Origin of the sequence: Plantibacter sp. Leaf1 (assembly GCF_001421315.1) — a bacterium.
In the GTDB taxonomy this organism is placed as follows: Bacteria; Actinomycetota; Actinomycetes; order Actinomycetales; family Microbacteriaceae; genus Plantibacter.
Genome location: NZ_LMJX01000002.1, coordinates 2324750 through 2341828 on the forward strand (window position 1 = coordinate 2324750; position 17079 = coordinate 2341828).

General features: G+C 68.6%; 10 protein-coding genes. 4 read left to right on the forward strand and 6 right to left on the reverse strand.

Annotation, left to right across the window (positions count from 1 at the left end):
* Window positions 1-1511: 1511 nt before the first annotated feature.
* Entirely contained in the window at window positions 1512-2492 is a 981-nt protein-coding gene (locus ASE44_RS13210; RefSeq protein WP_157579945.1) for a ParA family protein, read from the forward strand.
* On the forward strand, window positions 2492-3538 hold the full coding sequence (locus ASE44_RS13215) for a ParB/RepB/Spo0J family partition protein (RefSeq protein WP_056780518.1): 1047 nt from the start codon (window positions 2492-2494) through the stop codon (window positions 3536-3538). Before ASE44_RS13210 ends, ASE44_RS13215 begins: the two co-directional genes overlap by 1 nt.
* A gap of 278 nt (window positions 3539-3816) precedes the next feature.
* On the opposite strand, the gene trxA is transcribed toward ASE44_RS13215, so the two are convergent.
* The 6 genes from trxA to ASE44_RS13245 all read right to left on the reverse strand — a co-directional run bounded on the left by trxA (window position 3817) and on the right by ASE44_RS13245 (window position 11584).
* Entirely contained in the window at window positions 3817-4137 is a 321-nt protein-coding gene (gene trxA, locus ASE44_RS13220; RefSeq protein ID WP_056010228.1) for a thioredoxin, read from the reverse strand.
* Window positions 4138-4184: 47 nt separating this feature from the next.
* Entirely contained in the window at window positions 4185-5195 is a 1011-nt protein-coding gene (gene trxB, locus ASE44_RS13225) for a thioredoxin-disulfide reductase (protein ID WP_056780521.1), read from the reverse strand.
* Window positions 5196-5346: 151 nt separating this feature from the next.
* Window positions 5347-6963 (reverse strand): murein biosynthesis integral membrane protein MurJ, encoded by a 1617-nt coding sequence (gene murJ / locus ASE44_RS13230; RefSeq protein WP_056780523.1) that lies wholly within the window; start codon window positions 6961-6963, stop codon window positions 5347-5349.
* Window positions 6956-9289 (reverse strand): DUF6049 family protein, encoded by a 2334-nt coding sequence (locus ASE44_RS13235; protein ID WP_056780526.1) that lies wholly within the window; start codon window positions 9287-9289, stop codon window positions 6956-6958. The genes murJ and ASE44_RS13235 overlap by 8 nt, the downstream gene beginning before the upstream one ends.
* 128 nt (window positions 9290-9417) lie before the next feature.
* Window positions 9418-11076, reverse strand: a complete 1659-nt coding sequence (locus tag ASE44_RS13240; RefSeq protein WP_056780527.1) for a DHA2 family efflux MFS transporter permease subunit — start codon at window positions 11074-11076, stop codon at window positions 9418-9420.
* 127 nt (window positions 11077-11203) lie between these two features.
* A complete protein-coding gene (locus ASE44_RS13245) occupies window positions 11204-11584 on the reverse strand; it encodes a hypothetical protein (RefSeq protein WP_157579947.1) in 381 nt (126 codons plus the stop codon).
* Window positions 11585-11839: 255 nt separating this feature from the next.
* Between ASE44_RS13245 and ASE44_RS18990 the strand changes: the two genes are divergently transcribed.
* Both ASE44_RS18990 and ASE44_RS13255 read left to right on the forward strand, forming a co-directional pair.
* Window positions 11840-15415: an efflux RND transporter permease subunit gene (locus ASE44_RS18990; RefSeq protein ID WP_056780529.1), complete on the forward strand. Its 3576-nt coding sequence runs from the start codon at window positions 11840-11842 to the stop codon at window positions 15413-15415.
* A gap of 66 nt (window positions 15416-15481) precedes the next feature.
* Window positions 15482-17014 (forward strand): methyltransferase, encoded by a 1533-nt coding sequence (locus ASE44_RS13255; protein ID WP_056780531.1) that lies wholly within the window; start codon window positions 15482-15484, stop codon window positions 17012-17014.
* Window positions 17015-17079 lie beyond the last annotated feature (65 nt).

Here is a 17079-nt window from a genome sequence, read left to right on the forward strand (position 1 = left end):
CGTGGAACGACGTGTCGTGCGCACAGCGGAATGCGCCGGATGGGTCCGTCTTGATCCAACTGAGACTCCGGTGCGAGACACCATGCGGTGGACAGAGCCAGTGGACACCACAGACCGGTCTCCGACCCACCTAGGGGCGGCGCCTGGACGGAAGCGCGCGTGGCGGACCCCACTGCGCGAATGCCGGCTCCGGAACAGCCGAGGTCGCTGAGGGAGCCAACCGCTGACGACTCGCGGTTCTCGCAGTCCTGGAGGAACCGAGCCCGCTCCCCCACTCGGCACCGGCTTGCACCGCGCCAGGCCGAGCGTCGCTCATCCGCGAACACCATTGGTATTCAGGGGTATGGGCATCAGCCCGTGCGCGGAGTTGGTGTTTCACGTGAAACACCATCGCCCCGCGTGGATATGCTGCCGTCGGTACTGTGACAACGCCGGACGGTGGCGTTGCTCCTATGCGTTGATGAGCGGCGTGTCTCGACTCCAGCGGACGGCGCCGTAGACGCAGCACGACTAGCCGCTGAACTTCCTGCCTGCGCATGAGGCGTGCGGTCTGCGCAGCGATGAGAAGAGGACCGCCGCCAGTGGATGTCTGGCCATGGAGAGGATCCGCCATGCCGCGGAACAGACCTCCGGCGTAGGCGGACTGCGGCCCGTCGATGAACAGGTTCGCGAGGCGCGTCGTGTTTCACGTGAAACCATGGTGCGGTCCTGAGGTACGCCGCGTCGGATAGGCCTCGGTAGGTCTACACCACGCTGGCTGTACTCTTGGCGCCGCCACAACTGCGCCTCCTCGCGACTCGCGAGGAGTGCGGGACGGCGTCCGTTCGGAGGGGGGCATCCGGCCGGGTCCGGGCGGCCACCGGTGTCGCGGGGGACGTTCTGAGTGCGCTTGGGTTGGCAGGACATCGCGATGTTCCACGTGAAACACTGGCGCGGAACGCACGCGCCGTTCGCAATGATCCACTGCCGACTCGAGCGGCTGCTCTCTGTGGATAACTCTGTGGACAGTTTGCGGCAGCTGGCACGGTTCGTCGGCCTTCATCTCCCGTTTCTGCTCGCGCATCCATTGGCGGGTCGTCGATGAGGGCACTGTCTGCCGGGGGTGGTTGAGTGTCGGTGCTCGTCCAGAACCAGCCGTACGGCACGAAAATCCGCATGTTTCCGCGGATCCATCGAGCACTCGTCCCGCGAGCGAGGAGCCACCCAGCTCGGGCGGTCGCCGAGCAAGGCGATCGGTCCGGTGTCGTCGGAGCGACAGCGGCCGAGATTCAGTGAACGCCAGAATGCCGTCAAGCCTCGGGAGCGCCTGTGGATAAGTGTGTGCACAACTCACGCCCTGACGTGCGCCGGTGCCGGCGGTATCGATCCCTCGGAGAGCCCACGGCGGAGAATGTGCCCGAAGTCCAGCGCCCGACACCCTCGGATCCGTCGCGCTCGTGGCAGATCCCCGTCCCCCGCGTCAGCCTGCGCTGGTACGGTTGAAGAACACGTTTCGAGCGAGAAGGTTTCACGTGAAACAACCCGAACCAACGCATTCCGCAGCATCCGCGCGCGACTCCGTTGGTAGCGCCTTCGATGCATCGACTCCCCTGGCTCGCGAACTCCACCATCTGACTGAGAGGCGCAAAGCCTTGGCTACTGCGACGCTGCCGACTCCAGACCACACCCGGGTGTTCACGGTTTCCAATCAGAAGGGCGGAGTCGGCAAGACGACAACGACGGTCAACATCGGTGCGGCTCTCGCCCGCTCAGGGGCCCGGGTGCTCGTCATCGACCTCGATCCGCAGGGGAATGCGTCCACGGCGCTGGGTGTGGAGCACCACTCGGACGTGCCCAGCGTGTACGACGTCCTGATCGACGACTTCCCGCTCGCCGACGTGGTGCAGCAGAGCCCCGAGTTCCCCACCCTCTTCTGTGCCCCCTCCACCATCCACCTGGCCGGTGCCGAGATCGAGCTCGTTTCCCAGGTGGCACGTGAACACCGGCTGCGTACCGCCCTCGAGCAGTTCATCCAGGACGCCGAGGAGCCGTTCCACTACGTCCTCATCGACTGCCCGCCGTCGCTCGGCCTCCTCACGATCAACGCGTTCGTCGCGGCAAAGGAGGTGCTCATCCCGATCCAGTGCGAGTACTACGCGCTGGAGGGGCTCAGCCAGCTGTTGAGCAGCATCCAATTGATCCAGCGCCATCTGAATCCTGGTCTGGCTGTGAGCACCATCTTGCTCACGATGTACGACGGCCGCACCAACCTCGCGCAGCAGGTCGCACAGGATGTCCGCGACCACTTCACCGGTCAGGTCCTGGAGTCCATCATCCCCCGCGCCGTGCGCATCTCGGAGGCGCCCAGCTTCGGACAGAGCGTCATCAGCTACGACCCGACGTCGCTTGGTGCGGTGTCCTACCTCGAGGCCGCTGCCGAGATAGCGAATCGCTGGGCCGCACAGCAGCACGCATCACCCGATACGAACCAACCTGAGGGAGTCAGTCACTGATGGCAACGAAACGAACCGGACTCGGCCGCGGAATCGGTGCCCTCATTCCGACCACGAGCTCCGATACTCAGGCGAACCGTCCCGTCGACGTGTTCTTCCCCGACAACCAGGGGACGGCTCGGAAGGCCGCGAAGGACGCCGCTACCGCCGCTGCCGACGCTGCTGCTGCGGCCGCCGAGCCTCAGGCACCGTCATCGGAGGCGACCCCGTCCGATGGCCCACAGCTCGTCGCCGTCCCCGGCGCGCGGCTCGCCTACCTCTCCCCCGCGCTCATCGTCCCGAACGCGAACCAGCCGCGCACCGTGTTCGACGAGGACCACCTCGCCGAACTCGTGACCAGCATCCGCGAGGTCGGTGTACTCCAGCCGATCGTCGTCCGCCCCATCCCCGGCGACGACGAGCAGTACGAGCTCATCATGGGTGAGCGGCGCCTCCGGGCCTCGAAAGAGGTCGGACTCGACCGGATCCCCGCGATCATCAAGGACACCGCGGACGAGGACATGCTCCGTGATGCGCTCCTCGAGAACCTTCACCGCTCCGAACTGAACCCGCTGGAGGAAGCCTCTGCGTACCAGCAGCTCCTCGCGGACTTCGGGATCACCCAGGACGAGCTCGCGAACCGGATCGGCCGCTCACGCCCGCAGATCAGCAACACCATCCGGCTCCTCAAGCTGCCAGCAGCGGTCCAGCAGCGCGTCGCAGCGGGCGTCCTGAGCGCCGGCCACGCACGGGCCATCCTCTCTCTGACGGACCCTGAAGCACAGCAGCGTCTCGCCGACAAGATCGTCAACGAAGACCTCTCCGTTCGCGCGGCGGAAGCTGCCGCAGCTCAGGGCGTCCAGGCGAAGAAGCCGCGGCCGATCGCCGGGTCCCGCCGTGGCCAGCTCGACGAGATCGCGGACCGACTCGGCGACCGACTGAACACTCGGGTGAAGGTCACGCTCGGCGCGAAGAAGGGCCAGATGGTGGTCGAGTTCGCGACGATCGCGGACCTCAACCGCATCCTCAGCGAGCTCGGCGAGTCCGGATTCGGCCAGTCCTCCTAAGTAGGTTTCACGTGAAACACGGGGACCGGTCAGTCGACCGGTCCCCGTGTTCGTGGATGAGACGAGATATCGACACACCACTGCTCTCGTTTCACCCTGCGTCGACTATCGGGACAAATCCCTGGTCAACGGTATGAAACGTGGTTCGACGTCGAGGTTTCACGTGAAACCTCGGGCTGCAGCTGTGTCTCGTCAGAGTCGACCCAAGAGGCCCGCACCAACGAAGAACCGCCCGACTCCGGAGAGTCGGGCGGTTCTGAACGAGAAGGATCTCCTGGTCAGCCGATGAAAGCTGCGAGGTCCTTCTCGAGGGCGGCCTTCGGCTTCGCGCCGATGACGGTCTGAACGACCTCGCCACCCTTGAAGACCTTCATGGCCGGGATGGAGGTGATCTGGTACTTCATCGCGAGGTTCGGGTTCTCGTCGACGTTCAGCTTGAGCACGGTGATCTTGTCACTGTTCTCAGAGCCGATGGTGTCGAGGATCGGGCCGACGGCGCGACACGGACCGCACCAGGCGGCCCAGAAGTCGACCAGGACGGGCTTGTCGCTGTTGATGACCAGCTCGTCGAACGTTGCTTCGGTGACTGCATCTGACATGAGTGTTCTCCTTCGTGGTGCGCGCGTCGAGATGGGCGCGCGGTCGATCAAACGGTGGTGGCGAGGACCGGGTCGGAGGGCTGCGGGCGACCAGCGGTCTGAGCCTCGCCGATAGCGGACAACTCGCCTGCGGCCTGCTCGCGGTCGGCGAGGTAGTGCTCCGCGTCGAGGGCCGCGATGGTGCCACTGCCGGCAGCGGTGATCGCCTGACGGTAGGTGGGGTCGATGACGTCGCCGGCGGCGAAGACGCCGGGCAGGTTGGTCTTCGACGAGCGACCCTTGACCGCGATGGTGCCCTCGGGAGCGAGGTCCAGCTGACCGTGGATGAGGTGCGTCCGTGGGTCGTTGCCGATCGCGATGAACAAGCCGCCCAGCGGCAGGTGGGTCTCGGTGCCGTCGGTGGTGGATCGCAGCGTCACGCCGTCGACCGCGTCGGCGCCGGTGATCCCCGCGACCTCGCTGTTCCAGATGAACTCGATCTTGTCGTTCGCGAAAGCGCGGTCCTGCATGATCTTCGACGCGCGGAGCGTGTCCTTGCGGTGGATGACGTAGACCTTCGACGCGAAGCGCGTGAGGAAGGTGGCCTCCTCCATCGCGCTGTCGCCGCCACCGATGACCGCGATGGTCTTCTCCTTGAAGAAGAACCCGTCGCAGGTCGCGCACCAGGAGACGCCGTGGCCGGAGAGACGCTCCTCGTCGGCCAGTCCGAGCTTGCGGTACGCGGAACCGGTGGCGAAGATGACGGTGTGTGCCTCGTGGACCTGACCGTTGCCGAGGGTGACGGTCTTCACGTCACCATCGAGCTTGAGGTCGGTGACGTCGTCGTAGAGCACCTCGGTGCCGAACCGCTCGGCCTGCTCCTGCAACTTCATCATGAGCTCAGGGCCCTGGATGCCGTCGGGGAAGCCCGGGAAGTTCTCGATCTCGGTGGTGTTCATGAGTTCGCCGCCCGCCTCGACCGACGACGCGACGAGCAACGGCTGCAACGAGGCGCGCGCAGCGTAGATCGCCGCCGTGTAGCCGGCGGGTCCTGATCCGATGATGATGACCTGACGCACGATGCTCCTCAGTGGTTCGTGGACTCCCGGACCAGGTGGGTTCCGGGCTTCCGAGTGGTGTAACACATCCTAACCGGCGCCTATTCCGGTCCTGCGGGGCCTCGGACAGCTCTCAGGTGGGCGTGATGAGTCCGACCCGCCTGCCCGGTGATCAGCGGCCGAGGCGGGCCAGGACGGGCGCCAGAGCGGCCTGCAGTTCCGGCGTCCGCAGCAGGGCCAGGACGGCCAGGTAGACCGCGGCCATGACGGCTCCGACGACGGCCATCGTGATGATGGCCCCGGGGATCGTCGCGGTGGTGAACCCCTCCTCGCCGACGCCGCCCAACAGCAGCAGGACGACGACACCGACCGCTGCGGCCGGCACGGCGGCCGCGACGTACCGGAGCAGGCTGAGGAGGATCCGCTTGGTGTCGAGGCCGCCCAGTCGACGACGGAGCAACAGTGCGGCGACCACGGTCTGCGCGACGCACGCGATCGTGATGGCGAGCGCGACACCGGCACCGACCAGGTGAGCCGGGAGGACGAGGATGACGATGATCGCGAGCAGCACGAAGAGCAGCGTCTGGAAGAGGGTGAAGAAGAAGGGGGTCTTCGTGTCGCCGAGGGCGTAGAAGGCGCGCTGCAGGACGAAGAGGATGCAGAACGGGACGAGCCCGATGACGAAGGCGATGACGATGCCGCCCATGGCCTGCGCCTGTTCGAAGGTCTCGGCGAACACGCTGCCGAAGGGGACGGCGACGACCATGATGACGGCGGCTGCGAGGACGATGAGGACGCTCACCACGCGGATCGCGGCCGAGATGTCGGCCTGGAGCCGAGGGATGTCCCGTCCCTGCTCCCGTGTCCCCTGCGCGTGCTCGCTCATGCGGGTGAAGTACGCCGTCGCGATGGAGACGGTGATGATCGAGTGCGGGAGCATGAAGATCAGCCACGCGTAGTTGAGGATCGCGACGGACGGCCCCTGGTTACTGACGGAGGCGACGATCTGGGTCTCGATGATCCCCGCACCGGTCGTCAGCAGCAGCATGCCGAAGGTCCAGCTGGCGATCCGGCCGGTGGCACGGAGTCCCACGCCCCGCCACTGGAAGTCGGGCCGGAAGCGCAGCCCGGCCTTCCGCCAGAAGAGCATGAGGAACGCGGCTTGGACCACGACGCCGAGCGTGGCGGACCCGGCGAGCAGGACGGTCCGGCCGTCGGTCCACTCGCGGACGGCGAGATCGCCGCTGCCGTACAGGCCGATGAAGGCGATCAGGCCGGCGATCGCGATGACGTTGTTGAGCACGGGCGCCCAGGTGAACGGCCCGAACATCTTGCGGGCGTTGAGGACCTCACCGAGCACGGTGTACAGCGCGTAGAACAGGATCTGCGGGAGACACCAGTAGGCGAACGCCGTCGCGAGCGCGAACTGCTCCGGCGGCAGGGCGGCGGCGACGATGAACACGAAGACCGGTGCCAGGAGCGTGATGACCGCCGTGGCTCCGCCGATGAACACCAGGGTGATCGTCACGAGCTTGTTGATGTACGCGTTGCCACCGTCGGCGTGGATCCCGGCTCGGACGATCTGCGGCACGAGCACGGCGCTCAGGACACCGCCGCCGATGATCACGTAGATGGTGTTCGGCAACTGGTTCGCGATGGCGAAGGTGTCACCGATGACGACGACACCGATCGCCTGTGCCACCAGGATGGCCTTGACGAAGCCGAGGAGCCGGGAGACCAGCGTCCCCGAGGCGAGGAGGGCGCTCGCCCTGCCGATGCCGTCAGCCATTCGTCTCCCGTCGTCCGGGTGACGACTCTACCGGGGGCTCTCCGTCCGCACGCTCATCGTCGTCCGGAGCGACGCCCGCGGAAGCGGCGAGAGCACGACGCTTCGCCCGCCGGCTGAGCACCATGCGGATCACCCCGCTGACGAACAGCAGGGCGACGAGCAGCGCGAGGACGATGGCGCCGATGCCCTCCCAGTCGGCGCGGACGTTCACCCCGACGAACGACTGCTCGCCGATGGCCTGACCACCCGTGCTGAACAGTTGCAGTCGGAGGGTGGCGTCACCGTTCCCGATCTGCGCCTGGACGGGGACGAGGACGGTGGCCCGTGAATCCGCGGCGATCTCCTGCGTGACGGACCCGGAGATGCTGAGGCGACCGTTGCTCGGCGACGCCTGCATCACGACGGTGACGGGGTACGGCAGGTCGTTCCGGACCGCGAACGGCAACGACACCTCGCCGCCCACCATGTTGATGCGACTGCTGTCCGTCACGCGGACCGATGTGAGGACGGTGTCCGTGCGTTCCTGTTGCGCGGTGACCGCGGCGCCCCACCCCTCCGCCGTGGGGAGCCACCCGGCCGCGAGGCTGGAGAGCAGCGTGGCGCGCTCACGCCCGGTCAACAGCTCGGGGTCGTTCAACACGGAGGAGAACTCGGTGACGAGTCGTTCGTCGTCGAGGAGGACCCGGACATCCGACACCCGGTCGTCGTTCGGGGCCATCGCACCGAGGGTGACCGCGGTCGGCGGCTCCGTGAGGGTGCTCGCGAGGGACGTCCGGGACGTGGCCGGCAACGAGCGGAGCGCGTTGACCGTGTCGCCCAGGGCTGGAAGGGCAGCGTCGACGGCGCGCGGGAGGACGGCGACGACCGTTCCGCCCGTCGACCCCTCGGTCCCGATGGCGGCGGCCCGGGCGTTCACGTCTGCGATGGCGTTCTGGAACGCGCTGTCCGTCGTCGCCGAGGCGGCGGCGCTCAAGGAGTCGGCGAGGCCGTGGTCGACCAGGAGGGTCGGTGTGGTCCCGGCCGTCGCCGACGCGCGGAGCGTCTGGCCGCTCGTGGAGGTGTTGTCGGAGTCGATCATCGCGACCGCGCCACCGGACGCGGTGAAGACGGAGAGGTCGGCGTCGGACACCGCGCCGCCCGCCCAGACGATGCTCGGGAGGGTGTAGCTCCACTCGAGCAGCTCGGCCATCGTCGGAACGGTCGGGACAGGTTGAGCGGGTGTCTCGGAGGGCGACGGTGTCGGGGTGGATCCGTCGGACGGCGTGGCGGTCGGGGACGCGCCGTCGGTCGCCGTCGCCGGTGACGGCACGGTCTGCGGGCTCGGCTGGACGCCGTCGGGGTCGGTGGTCGGTGTGTCGGTCGGCGTCGGGGTGTCGGTGGGCTGCACTGCAGGGAAGTCCGCGACGTCCAGGGCGAAGTCGAACGAGGTCGGTGCCATCAGCTGTCCGAGCCCGGCCTCGGCTTGGACAGCGGGTTCCGCGTCGCCGTACTGAAGGGCGAACGTCTCGTTCGGTGCGGCCTCGAGTCGGGCGAGCCAGGCCACGGCGCCCTGGGGTGCACGGGTGCCGAGCGCTCTGATGGAGGCGACGATCCGGGGATCGATGCCGAGGGCGATCTGCTCGCCGAAGTACGCGTCGAGCTGGGTGGTGAGGGCGCCGTCGTCCTCGGTGAGTTCGGTGAGCTCGTCGGCGTCGAGGAGCCCGCCGTAGCGGATCGGGACGGTGAGTGGGGCCACGAGGGCCACGGAGGCCGCGGTGGGCTGTCCCTGGGATCGCCAGACCAACGCCGTCCGCCCTCCGGCGGCCGTGTCCCCGGCCGTGTAGCCGGCGGAGACACCGTAGGAGCCCCAAGCGTCCGCGTCGTCGAACCCGAGCGCAGGCGGGGTGAAGTCGAGGCCGCTCACGACGTACTGCTGCCCGGCGATGAGTTCCGGGATGTCGATGGTCCGCACCACGGTCGTCCCGGTCGGTGTCGTCGCCGCGTCGGCACCCGAGGTGTCGAGCCACGTGTCGAGCGCTGCCGTCCCGGTGATGCGCGCGGTGGTGACCGCCAGGGAGAGGGAGCCGGCCGGCAGGTCGTCGTCGGTGCCGTTCGTCAGGGTGATGCCGAAGGAGGTGATCGAGGACTGCTCGACCGCTCCCCCGTCACTCGGACTCACCTCGACCGACACGAGGCCGTCCGGTGTCGCAGCGGAATGAGCGGTCTGCAGGGGCGCGGCAGCGGCGAGGGACCCTGGCGAGAAGAGCCCGGAGGACACGACGGCGAACGACAGCGCGGCTGCTGCGAGGGCGCTGAGGAGGCGTGGGAGGCGGCTTGATCGTGTCATGGGCTAATGGACCACGTCGCTCAGGCGGAGTGGTCCGCTCACGATTCTACGGTGGCGCCCCAAACGAACCTGGGTGCTGGTGCACCGGGAGGTCACGGCTTCCGCCGGGAGCACCACCGAGCGTCGGGCTAGGTCCCGTCTGACACGATGCGATCGGCGTCGCCATCGTCCGGCACACCCTCGTCCTCCCGCCGGCCGTGACCGAGCGAGAGGGTCGCGAGGAAGCCGACGACGAGGAACGCCGCGGCAGCGAAGGCCGCGTATCGCGTGCCGTCCGAGAGCGCGACCTTGGCGTCCTCGGCGACCGCGGCCGTCGAGGGGTCTGCGGCGAGTCCGGCGATGGACGCCCCGGCGCTGTCGACCACGCTCGAGACCAGGGCGTCGCGCTGTGCCACCGGGATCCCGGCGTCGTCGAGTCGTGCGTCGAGCACGGAAGCAGTGCTGACGAACAGCACGGTGCCGAGGACGGCGATGCCGAGGGCCGATCCGATCTGCCGCGCCGTGCTCTGCGTCCCCGAGCCCTGCCCGCTCTGCTCGATCGGGACGTCCTTCAGGACGACGCCGGTCAGCTGTGCGGTCGCGAGCCCGACACCGAACCCGTAGACGAAGAGGGACACGGCGATCGCGAACCACGGGGTGTCGGTTCCGACCGCGAACCCGACACCGATGACACCGGCGACCTCCGCGAGGATGCCCACCCGCACGATCGTCACCGGCGCGACGCGGTTCCCGAAGGCACCGGCGAAGCCGCTGGCGACGAACGATCCGATCGCCAGGGCGAGGAGGACCACGCCCGTCTGCAGCGCGCTGTATCCGAGGACGTTCTGCAGCCAGATCGGGAGCGACAGGATGATGCCGAACTCGCCCAGGGAGACGATGAGGGCAGCGATGTTGCCGTTGCGGAACGACGGCAGGGAGAAGAGGGAGAAGGCGATGATGGTGCTCCGCCCCTGCCGCATGCGCCGGCGGCCCCACAGCACGAACGCGATCGCACCGATGACGGTCACCAGGAGCGCGATGGGCACCGGGGAGAGCGTGAACGGCCACGTCCAGTCGCCGACGACCAGTGGTGCCTCGGTCGTCCACCAGCCGAGGCTCCGACCTTCGATCAGTCCGAACACGAGGGACGAGCTGGTGACGATCGACAGCGCAGCGCCGACACCGTCGATGCCTCCGGTCGCCACGTCGCGAGACTCGGAGACGAACAGGAGCAGGCCGATCACGATGACGACACCGAGCGGCACGTTGATGCCGAAGGCCCAGCGCCACGAGAAGTCGGTCGTCAGCCAGCCACCCAGGAGCGGCCCGACCGCGACCATGCCGCCGATCGTCGACCCCCAGACGGCGAAGGCGATCGCCCGGTCGCGCCCTCGGAACGTCGCGTTGATGATGGACAGGGTGGTGGGGAGGATCATCGCACCACCGACGCCCTGGACGACCCGCGCGAGGATCAGGAGCTCGCCGGTCGCTGCGAGTGCGGCGAACACCGACGCTGCGACGAAGACGACGACGCCGAGGAGGAGCATCCTCCGCCGACCCACCCGGTCGGCGAGGGTCCCGAAGACGATGAGGAGCGCGGCGAAGACGAGGGTGTAGGACTCCTGGACCCACTGGACCTGTGTCGACGAGATACCGAGGTCTTCCACGATCGACGGGATCGCGACGTTGACGATGGTGGAGTCGACGATGATGAGCGCGACGGCGACGCTGATGGCGACGAGTCCGAACCATTTCCGGCGGTCGGCGGTGCTTCGTCCGGGCGTCTCGGACAGGTTGGATTCCGTCATGCGCGGAAACGATCAGCTAGCTGCATATTTTGAGTATGCGCCCACGATCAGCGGTTGTCACCCACCATGTGTCGTATTCGCATTCTGGAATACAACTGCCCGACGGGTGTCGTCGAGGCAGACGGCGTCACTCCGCGTCGTCGCCCTCCCACGGGGGTCGAGCCACCTTTCCCGACATCCGCCAGACCGCGCGGGTCAGTTCCGGATGCACCCGCGCGATCTCCCGCAGCACCTCGTACTCCAAGTGGTCCGCATTGTCGCGGTGATCCTGGGCGTCCTCCAACGAGGAGTACCCCGCGAGCCGTGCCATGGCGTGCTGGGCGGCGAGCCCTCGCGCGTGCAGCGCGTCGTCCCGGAGCACGGCGACGACGAGCTCGTCGACCGTCGGCATCGACGGCAGGAAGTCCCACGGGTCCTCGCCGTCTCGGGCACGATGCTCGATGATGACGTCGCGTTCGAGTTGCGCATCACGCCGCAGTTTCGGGAGGTCGGCCGCCTGCAGATCCACGTACCCTCCTCGCTCCGGCGCACCGGCGGCGCGCACTCGGGTATCAAGGGTACGCCTCGTATCGGTGGACCTCGCCGTCAAGGCGGCCTCGGACCGGCGGACGCACCTGGTACCCCAGGACCATCGGCGTCGTCCGATCGGCGGATGGACAGGCCTCGGCAGGTCCGTCATCGTGTGGATGTGCCGCCGGACGACGCTCCCTAGCGTGGAGTGGGGCGACTCGCGCCCACTCCGCGACCGAGAGGCCAGCCGCCCATGTCATTCCTCACGAGGCTCAGTCTCGCCAACCGATTGATCGTGGGCCTGATCACCGCCGCCATCGTCGTGTTCGGCCTCTTCGCCGTCGGCTCCCTGAAGCAGGAGCTGCTGCCGTCCGTCCAACAGCCCGGCGCCTACGTGTCGGCCACCTACCCCGGTGCATCGCCCGCGTCCGTGGAGCGGGAGGTGACCGAGCCGGTCGAACAGGCGGTGCAGGGCATCAAGGGCGTGACCGGCGTCACCTCGACCTCCGTCGGCGGCTCGACCTCCTTGCAGGTGAGCTGGGACTTCGGGCAGGACGACGAGAAGATCGTCGGGGACATCCGGAGCGCGCTCGCGGGTCTGAAGAGCACCCTCCCGAGCGACACGACCACCGAGGTCTTCGCCGGGGGCAGCGACGACATCCCCGTCCTCCAGCTCGCCATCGCCTCCGAAGACGAGTCCGGGGAGTTCGCGGGCCGGGTCGAGAGCACCGTCCTCCCCGCCCTCCGCGGCATCAGCGGCGTCCGCCAGGTCGACCTGGCCGGACAGAACGCCACCCAGCTCGTCATCACGATGCGCCCGGCCGACCTCACCGCCAAGAAGGTCACGGCTGAGGAGGTCGTGGCTGCGGTGCAGGCGAGCGGCGCGGTGACCGCGGCGGGGACGAGCGTCGACGCCGGCAAGGAACTGTCGATCGAGGTCGGCTCGGCGGTCGGATCGCTCGAGGAGCTGCAAGCGCTCCCCATCCAGCACGAGGACGGGCCGTTCGCCCTCTCCGCCGTCGCCGACGTCGAGCTCGTGCCCGCGGCGGAGACCTCCATCGCGCGAGCGGACGGCCTCCCCTCGCTCTCCCTCACCATCCTCAAGGACCCGTCGGCGAACGCCGTCCAACTCGCGCACGCGATCCGTGACGCCCTCCCCGGTCTCGAGCAGGACCTGGGATCCGGAGCCAAGTTCACCGTGGTGTTCGACCAGTCGCCGATGGTGGAGCAATCGATCCACGACCTCTCCGTCGAAGGCGGGCTCGGGCTCCTGTTCGCGATCATCGTGATCCTCGTGTTCCTGCTGTCGATCCGCTCGACGATCATCACCGCCGTCTCGATCCCCCTCTCGCTGCTCATCGCGATGATCGGGTTGTGGATCGGCGACTACTCGCTGAACATCTTCACCCTCGCCGCCCTGACGGTAGCGGTCGGGCGGGTGGTCGACGACTCCATCGTGGTCATCGAGAACATCAAGCGTCGACACAGCGGTCGTTCCATGACCGCCTCGAGCGTCGTCGACGCGGTCCGCGAGGTGGCCGGTGCGGTGACGGCCTCGACCATCACCACGGTCGCGGTGTTCCTGCCCGTCGCCTTCGTCGGAGGCACCGTGGGTGAGCTGTTCCGGCCGTTCGCCGTCACCGTCTCCGTGGCGCTCATCGCCTCGCTCGTGGTGTCGCTCACGATCGTCCCCGTCCTCGCCTACTGGTTCATGCGCGGCTCCTCCTCGCCGGTAGCGGCCACCGACGCCGCTCCGACCGTCGAGGAGGACGAATCGGAGGCGTACTCCAAACTGCAGCGCGCCTACCTCCCGGTCCTCACCACCGCGCTCAAGCGGCCGGTGGTCACCCTGCTGATCGCGGCCGTCGTGTTCGCGGGGACGATCGTCTCGGCCGGGTTCCTGAAGACCGACTACCTCGGAGACATCGGCGGCGAGAACACGGTGACCGTCACCCAGGAGCTCCCCGAGGGGACGAGTCTGGACGTGACCAGCGATGCGGCGGCGACCGTCGAGGCCGTCCTCGCGAAGACCGCCGGGGTGTCCGGGTACCTGACCACCGTCGGTGGGAGCGGATCGAGCAACACCGCGCAGATCAGTGTGACCGTGGGCGAGGAGAGTTCACGGGAGGCCGTGGTCGACACCATCCGCGACGCCGTGGCGAAGCTCGACGACGTCGGTGAGATCACCGTCGGTGACGCCGGTGCAGGACTCGCCGGTGGCGGCGGTGGCATGGAGGTGACGCTCCAGGGCGAGGACCCCGTGGCCCTGGCGACGGCCGCCTCGACCGTCCAGGAGATGCTCGGCACGACCGACGGTCTGCGGGACGCGACGAGCGACCTCGCCGACGAGCAGGGACTGTTGAAGGTGAACGTGGACCGCGCCGCCGCCGCTCGCTACGGCTTCACGCAGGAACAGGTCGGGCAGGCCATCGCCGCCGCACTCCGCGGCACGCCGACGGGTTCGGTCATCCTCGAGGGTGCTTCGCGGGACATCATCGTCCGCTCGCAACGCGTCGGGACGACGCCGGCGGAGATCGCGGCACTCCCGCTCCCGGTCAGTGCGTTGCAGCAGGCCGCAGCTCAGAAGGCCGCGACCGATGCGCTCACGGCCGAGCAGGATCAGGCCACGCAGCGGGCGAAGGACGAGGCCGCGTCCCAGACGGCGACGCAACGGTCCGAGCTCCAGGAGGCGCGGTCGACGGCCGCGTCGCAGCTCGACGCGCTCCGAGCGCAGTTGAGCGCCCTGCAGGCGGCTCCGGTCGAGGTCCCGCCGGTCACGCCCACCACCCCGGAGGAGGAGGCCGCCCGGCAGGCCTATGAGGCCCGTGCCGCGCAGCTCGCGGGGCTCAGTGACGCCATCATCCAGCTCCAGGGTTCCATCACGACGCTCGACGAGCAGTTGACCGCGATGCGTGACGCGGAGGCGGAGGCGGCCGAGCAGCAGGCCGAGGCCGACCGTCTCACCCAGGCGCAGAAGGACCTCGCCAACGTCAACGCCGTCCCGATCCCCGTGAGCGCGGTGGCGCAGGTGGTGGAGGAGCAGGCCCCCGCAGCGATCACCCGCATCGACGGCGTGCGGACCGTGACCGTGTCGGCGACCCCGACCGGTGACGACCTCAGCGCGACGACGCTCGCGGTGCGGCAGGGGCTGGACGGCCTCGACCTCCCGAGCGGCGTCACGGCGTCGGTCGGCGGTGTCGCCCAGGATCAGGAGGAGTCGTTCGCGCAGCTCGGCCTCGCCATGCTCATCGCGATCGTCCTCGTCTTCATCGTGATGGTGGCGACGTTCCGGAGCCTGCTCCAACCGCTCATCCTGCTCGTCTCGGTGCCGTTCGCGGCCACCGGTGCGATCGCCGCACTGCTCATCACGGGCACCCCGCTCGGCATCCCGTCGATGATCGGCCTGCTCATGCTCATCGGGATCGTTGTCACGAACGCGATCGTGCTGATCGACCTGGTCAACTCGTATCGTGCGCGGGGTGACGGGATCGACGACGCCGTGCTGCACGGCGCGAGGCTGCGACTGCGACCGATCATCATGACCGCCTGCGCGACGATCTTCGCCCTGGTGCCGATGTCCCTCGGCCTCACCGGCGGCGGCGTCTTCATCTCGCAGTCGCTCGCGATCGTGGTGATCGGCGGTCTCGTCTCCTCGACGTTGCTGACGCTCATCCTCGTGCCGGTGCTCTACCTGCTCCTGGAGCGGCGCACCGAGCGACGTCTCGCGAAGCGGGAGCGGAAGCGTGCGGCCAAGGCCGAGCAGGCCGCCGCGTCCACCGATCAGGACGCGGACGAGGACCTGGAGTCGATCATGGCGGCGGACCGCTGATCGGCCGGCGGGGTGAGTGGGGCCGTTTCGCGGAACCGCTCACCCCGCAGCTGGCACACTGGGGGCGTGGACCAGCGACTGATCGACCTCCTCCGTGCCGACCTCACGACCGCCGGGTACACCGTGGAACGGGTGCGCGGCCTGTGGGGTGAGATGGCCGAGGCGGCCCTGCATCGATCGAACCGGGTCGTGGCGACCCGAGCGCTCGACGCCCGACAGGGCACGGAGGGCGTGGAGCCGGTCGCGACCTTGGCGAGACTGTTCATCCTCGGGCTGCCGGCGGACGTCGACGCGGTCTCCCGCGCTCTGCCGACGCTCGGCGCCGACGGAGCGGTGGAGCTCGGCCTCCTCAGCCGGGCCGAGGACGGCGGTCTCCGGCCGGCCCTCGACCTCCGCCCCTATGCCTGGGTGGACGCGAACGGGAGCGGGGCCTGGTGGATCGCCTCCGACCTCGGCGAGCTCGCCCTCGGCCACGAACTCGGCGAGGAGCACGTGCTCGGCGTCGGTGGTGCGTCGATGACCCTCAGCGGCATCATCCTGCCTGAGCGGGTCGGATCGGCCCTCGACCTCGGCACGGGGTGCGGGATCCAGGCGCTCCACCTGTCGCGGATCGCCGATCGTGTGGTCGCGACGGACATCTCCGAGCGGGCGCTCGAGCTCGCGGCACTCAACGCGCGGCTCAACGGCATCGACTCGATCGAGTTCCGTCTCGGCAGCATGTTCGAGCCGGTGACCGGTGAGCGGTTCGACCGCATCGTCTCGAACCCGCCGTTCGTCATCACGCCACGGATGGAGGGGGTCCCGAACTACGAGTACCGGGACGGCGGGCTCGTCGGTGACGCCCTCGTCGAGTCGGTCTTCGTCGAGGCGGCCCTGCATCTGACGGAGGACGGGGTGGCCCAGTTCCTCGGCAACTGGGAGTACCGCGCACGGACGGACGGACTCGATCGCGTCGCGGACTGGGTGGAGCACAGCCGGGAGACGGTGGACGCCTGGGTGATCGAACGCGAGGTGCAGGATCCGGCGGAGTACGCCGAGACCTGGATCCGGGACGGTGGCACGAGGGCCGGCACCGCCGAGTTCGAACGCCTCGCGGCAGCCTGGCTCGACGACTTCGCATCGCGGTCGGTGACGGGCGTCGGCTTCGGGTACGTCCTGCTCCGGCGGACCGACTCCGCCACCCCGATGCGCCGGTTCGAGCGTCTCCACGGGCACGCGGGATCCAACTCGGCGGGCCTCGGAGCCCACCTCGCCGTCTGCCTCGCCGCGCACGACTGGCAGGTCGCGCTCGACGACCAGGCCCTGCTCCGTGAGCGCGTCGTCCTCGCTGGCGACGTCACGGAGGAGCGTCACTACTGGCCGGGCGACGAGGACCCGACGGCGATGCACCTGCGCCAGGGTGGCGGGCTGGCCAGGTCTGTCGGCGTCGACACGGGACTCGCCGGACTCGTCGGTGCGTGCGACGGCGAACTCGCCCTCGGTGCCATCGTCGACGCGATCGCGCAACTCGTCGAGGTCGACGCCGTCGAGCTCGGCGACGAACTCCTCCCCCGCGTGCGTGCGCTCATCGACGACGGGATCCTGCTTCCCGCTGTCTGAACGGTGACCGTTCGCGGAACGGATCCCCAACTGGATAGTGAAACTATCCGATAGTGCTACTCTCC

Coding starts and splice junctions, on each gene's coding strand:
- ASE44_RS18990 (WP_056780529.1), top strand. CDS start 11,840: ATGTCATTCCTCACGAGGCTCAGTCTCGCCAACCGATTGATCGTGGGC.
- ASE44_RS13215 (WP_056780518.1), top strand. CDS start 2,492: ATGGCAACGAAACGAACCGGACTCGGCCGCGGAATCGGTGCCCTCATT.
- ASE44_RS13235 (WP_056780526.1), bottom strand. CDS start 9,289: ATGACACGATCAAGCCGCCTCCCACGCCTCCTCAGCGCCCTCGCAGCA.
- murJ (WP_056780523.1), bottom strand. CDS start 6,963: ATGGCTGACGGCATCGGCAGGGCGAGCGCCCTCCTCGCCTCGGGGACG.
- trxA (WP_056010228.1), bottom strand. CDS start 4,137: ATGTCAGATGCAGTCACCGAAGCAACGTTCGACGAGCTGGTCATCAAC.
- ASE44_RS13240 (WP_056780527.1), bottom strand. CDS start 11,076: ATGACGGAATCCAACCTGTCCGAGACGCCCGGACGAAGCACCGCCGAC.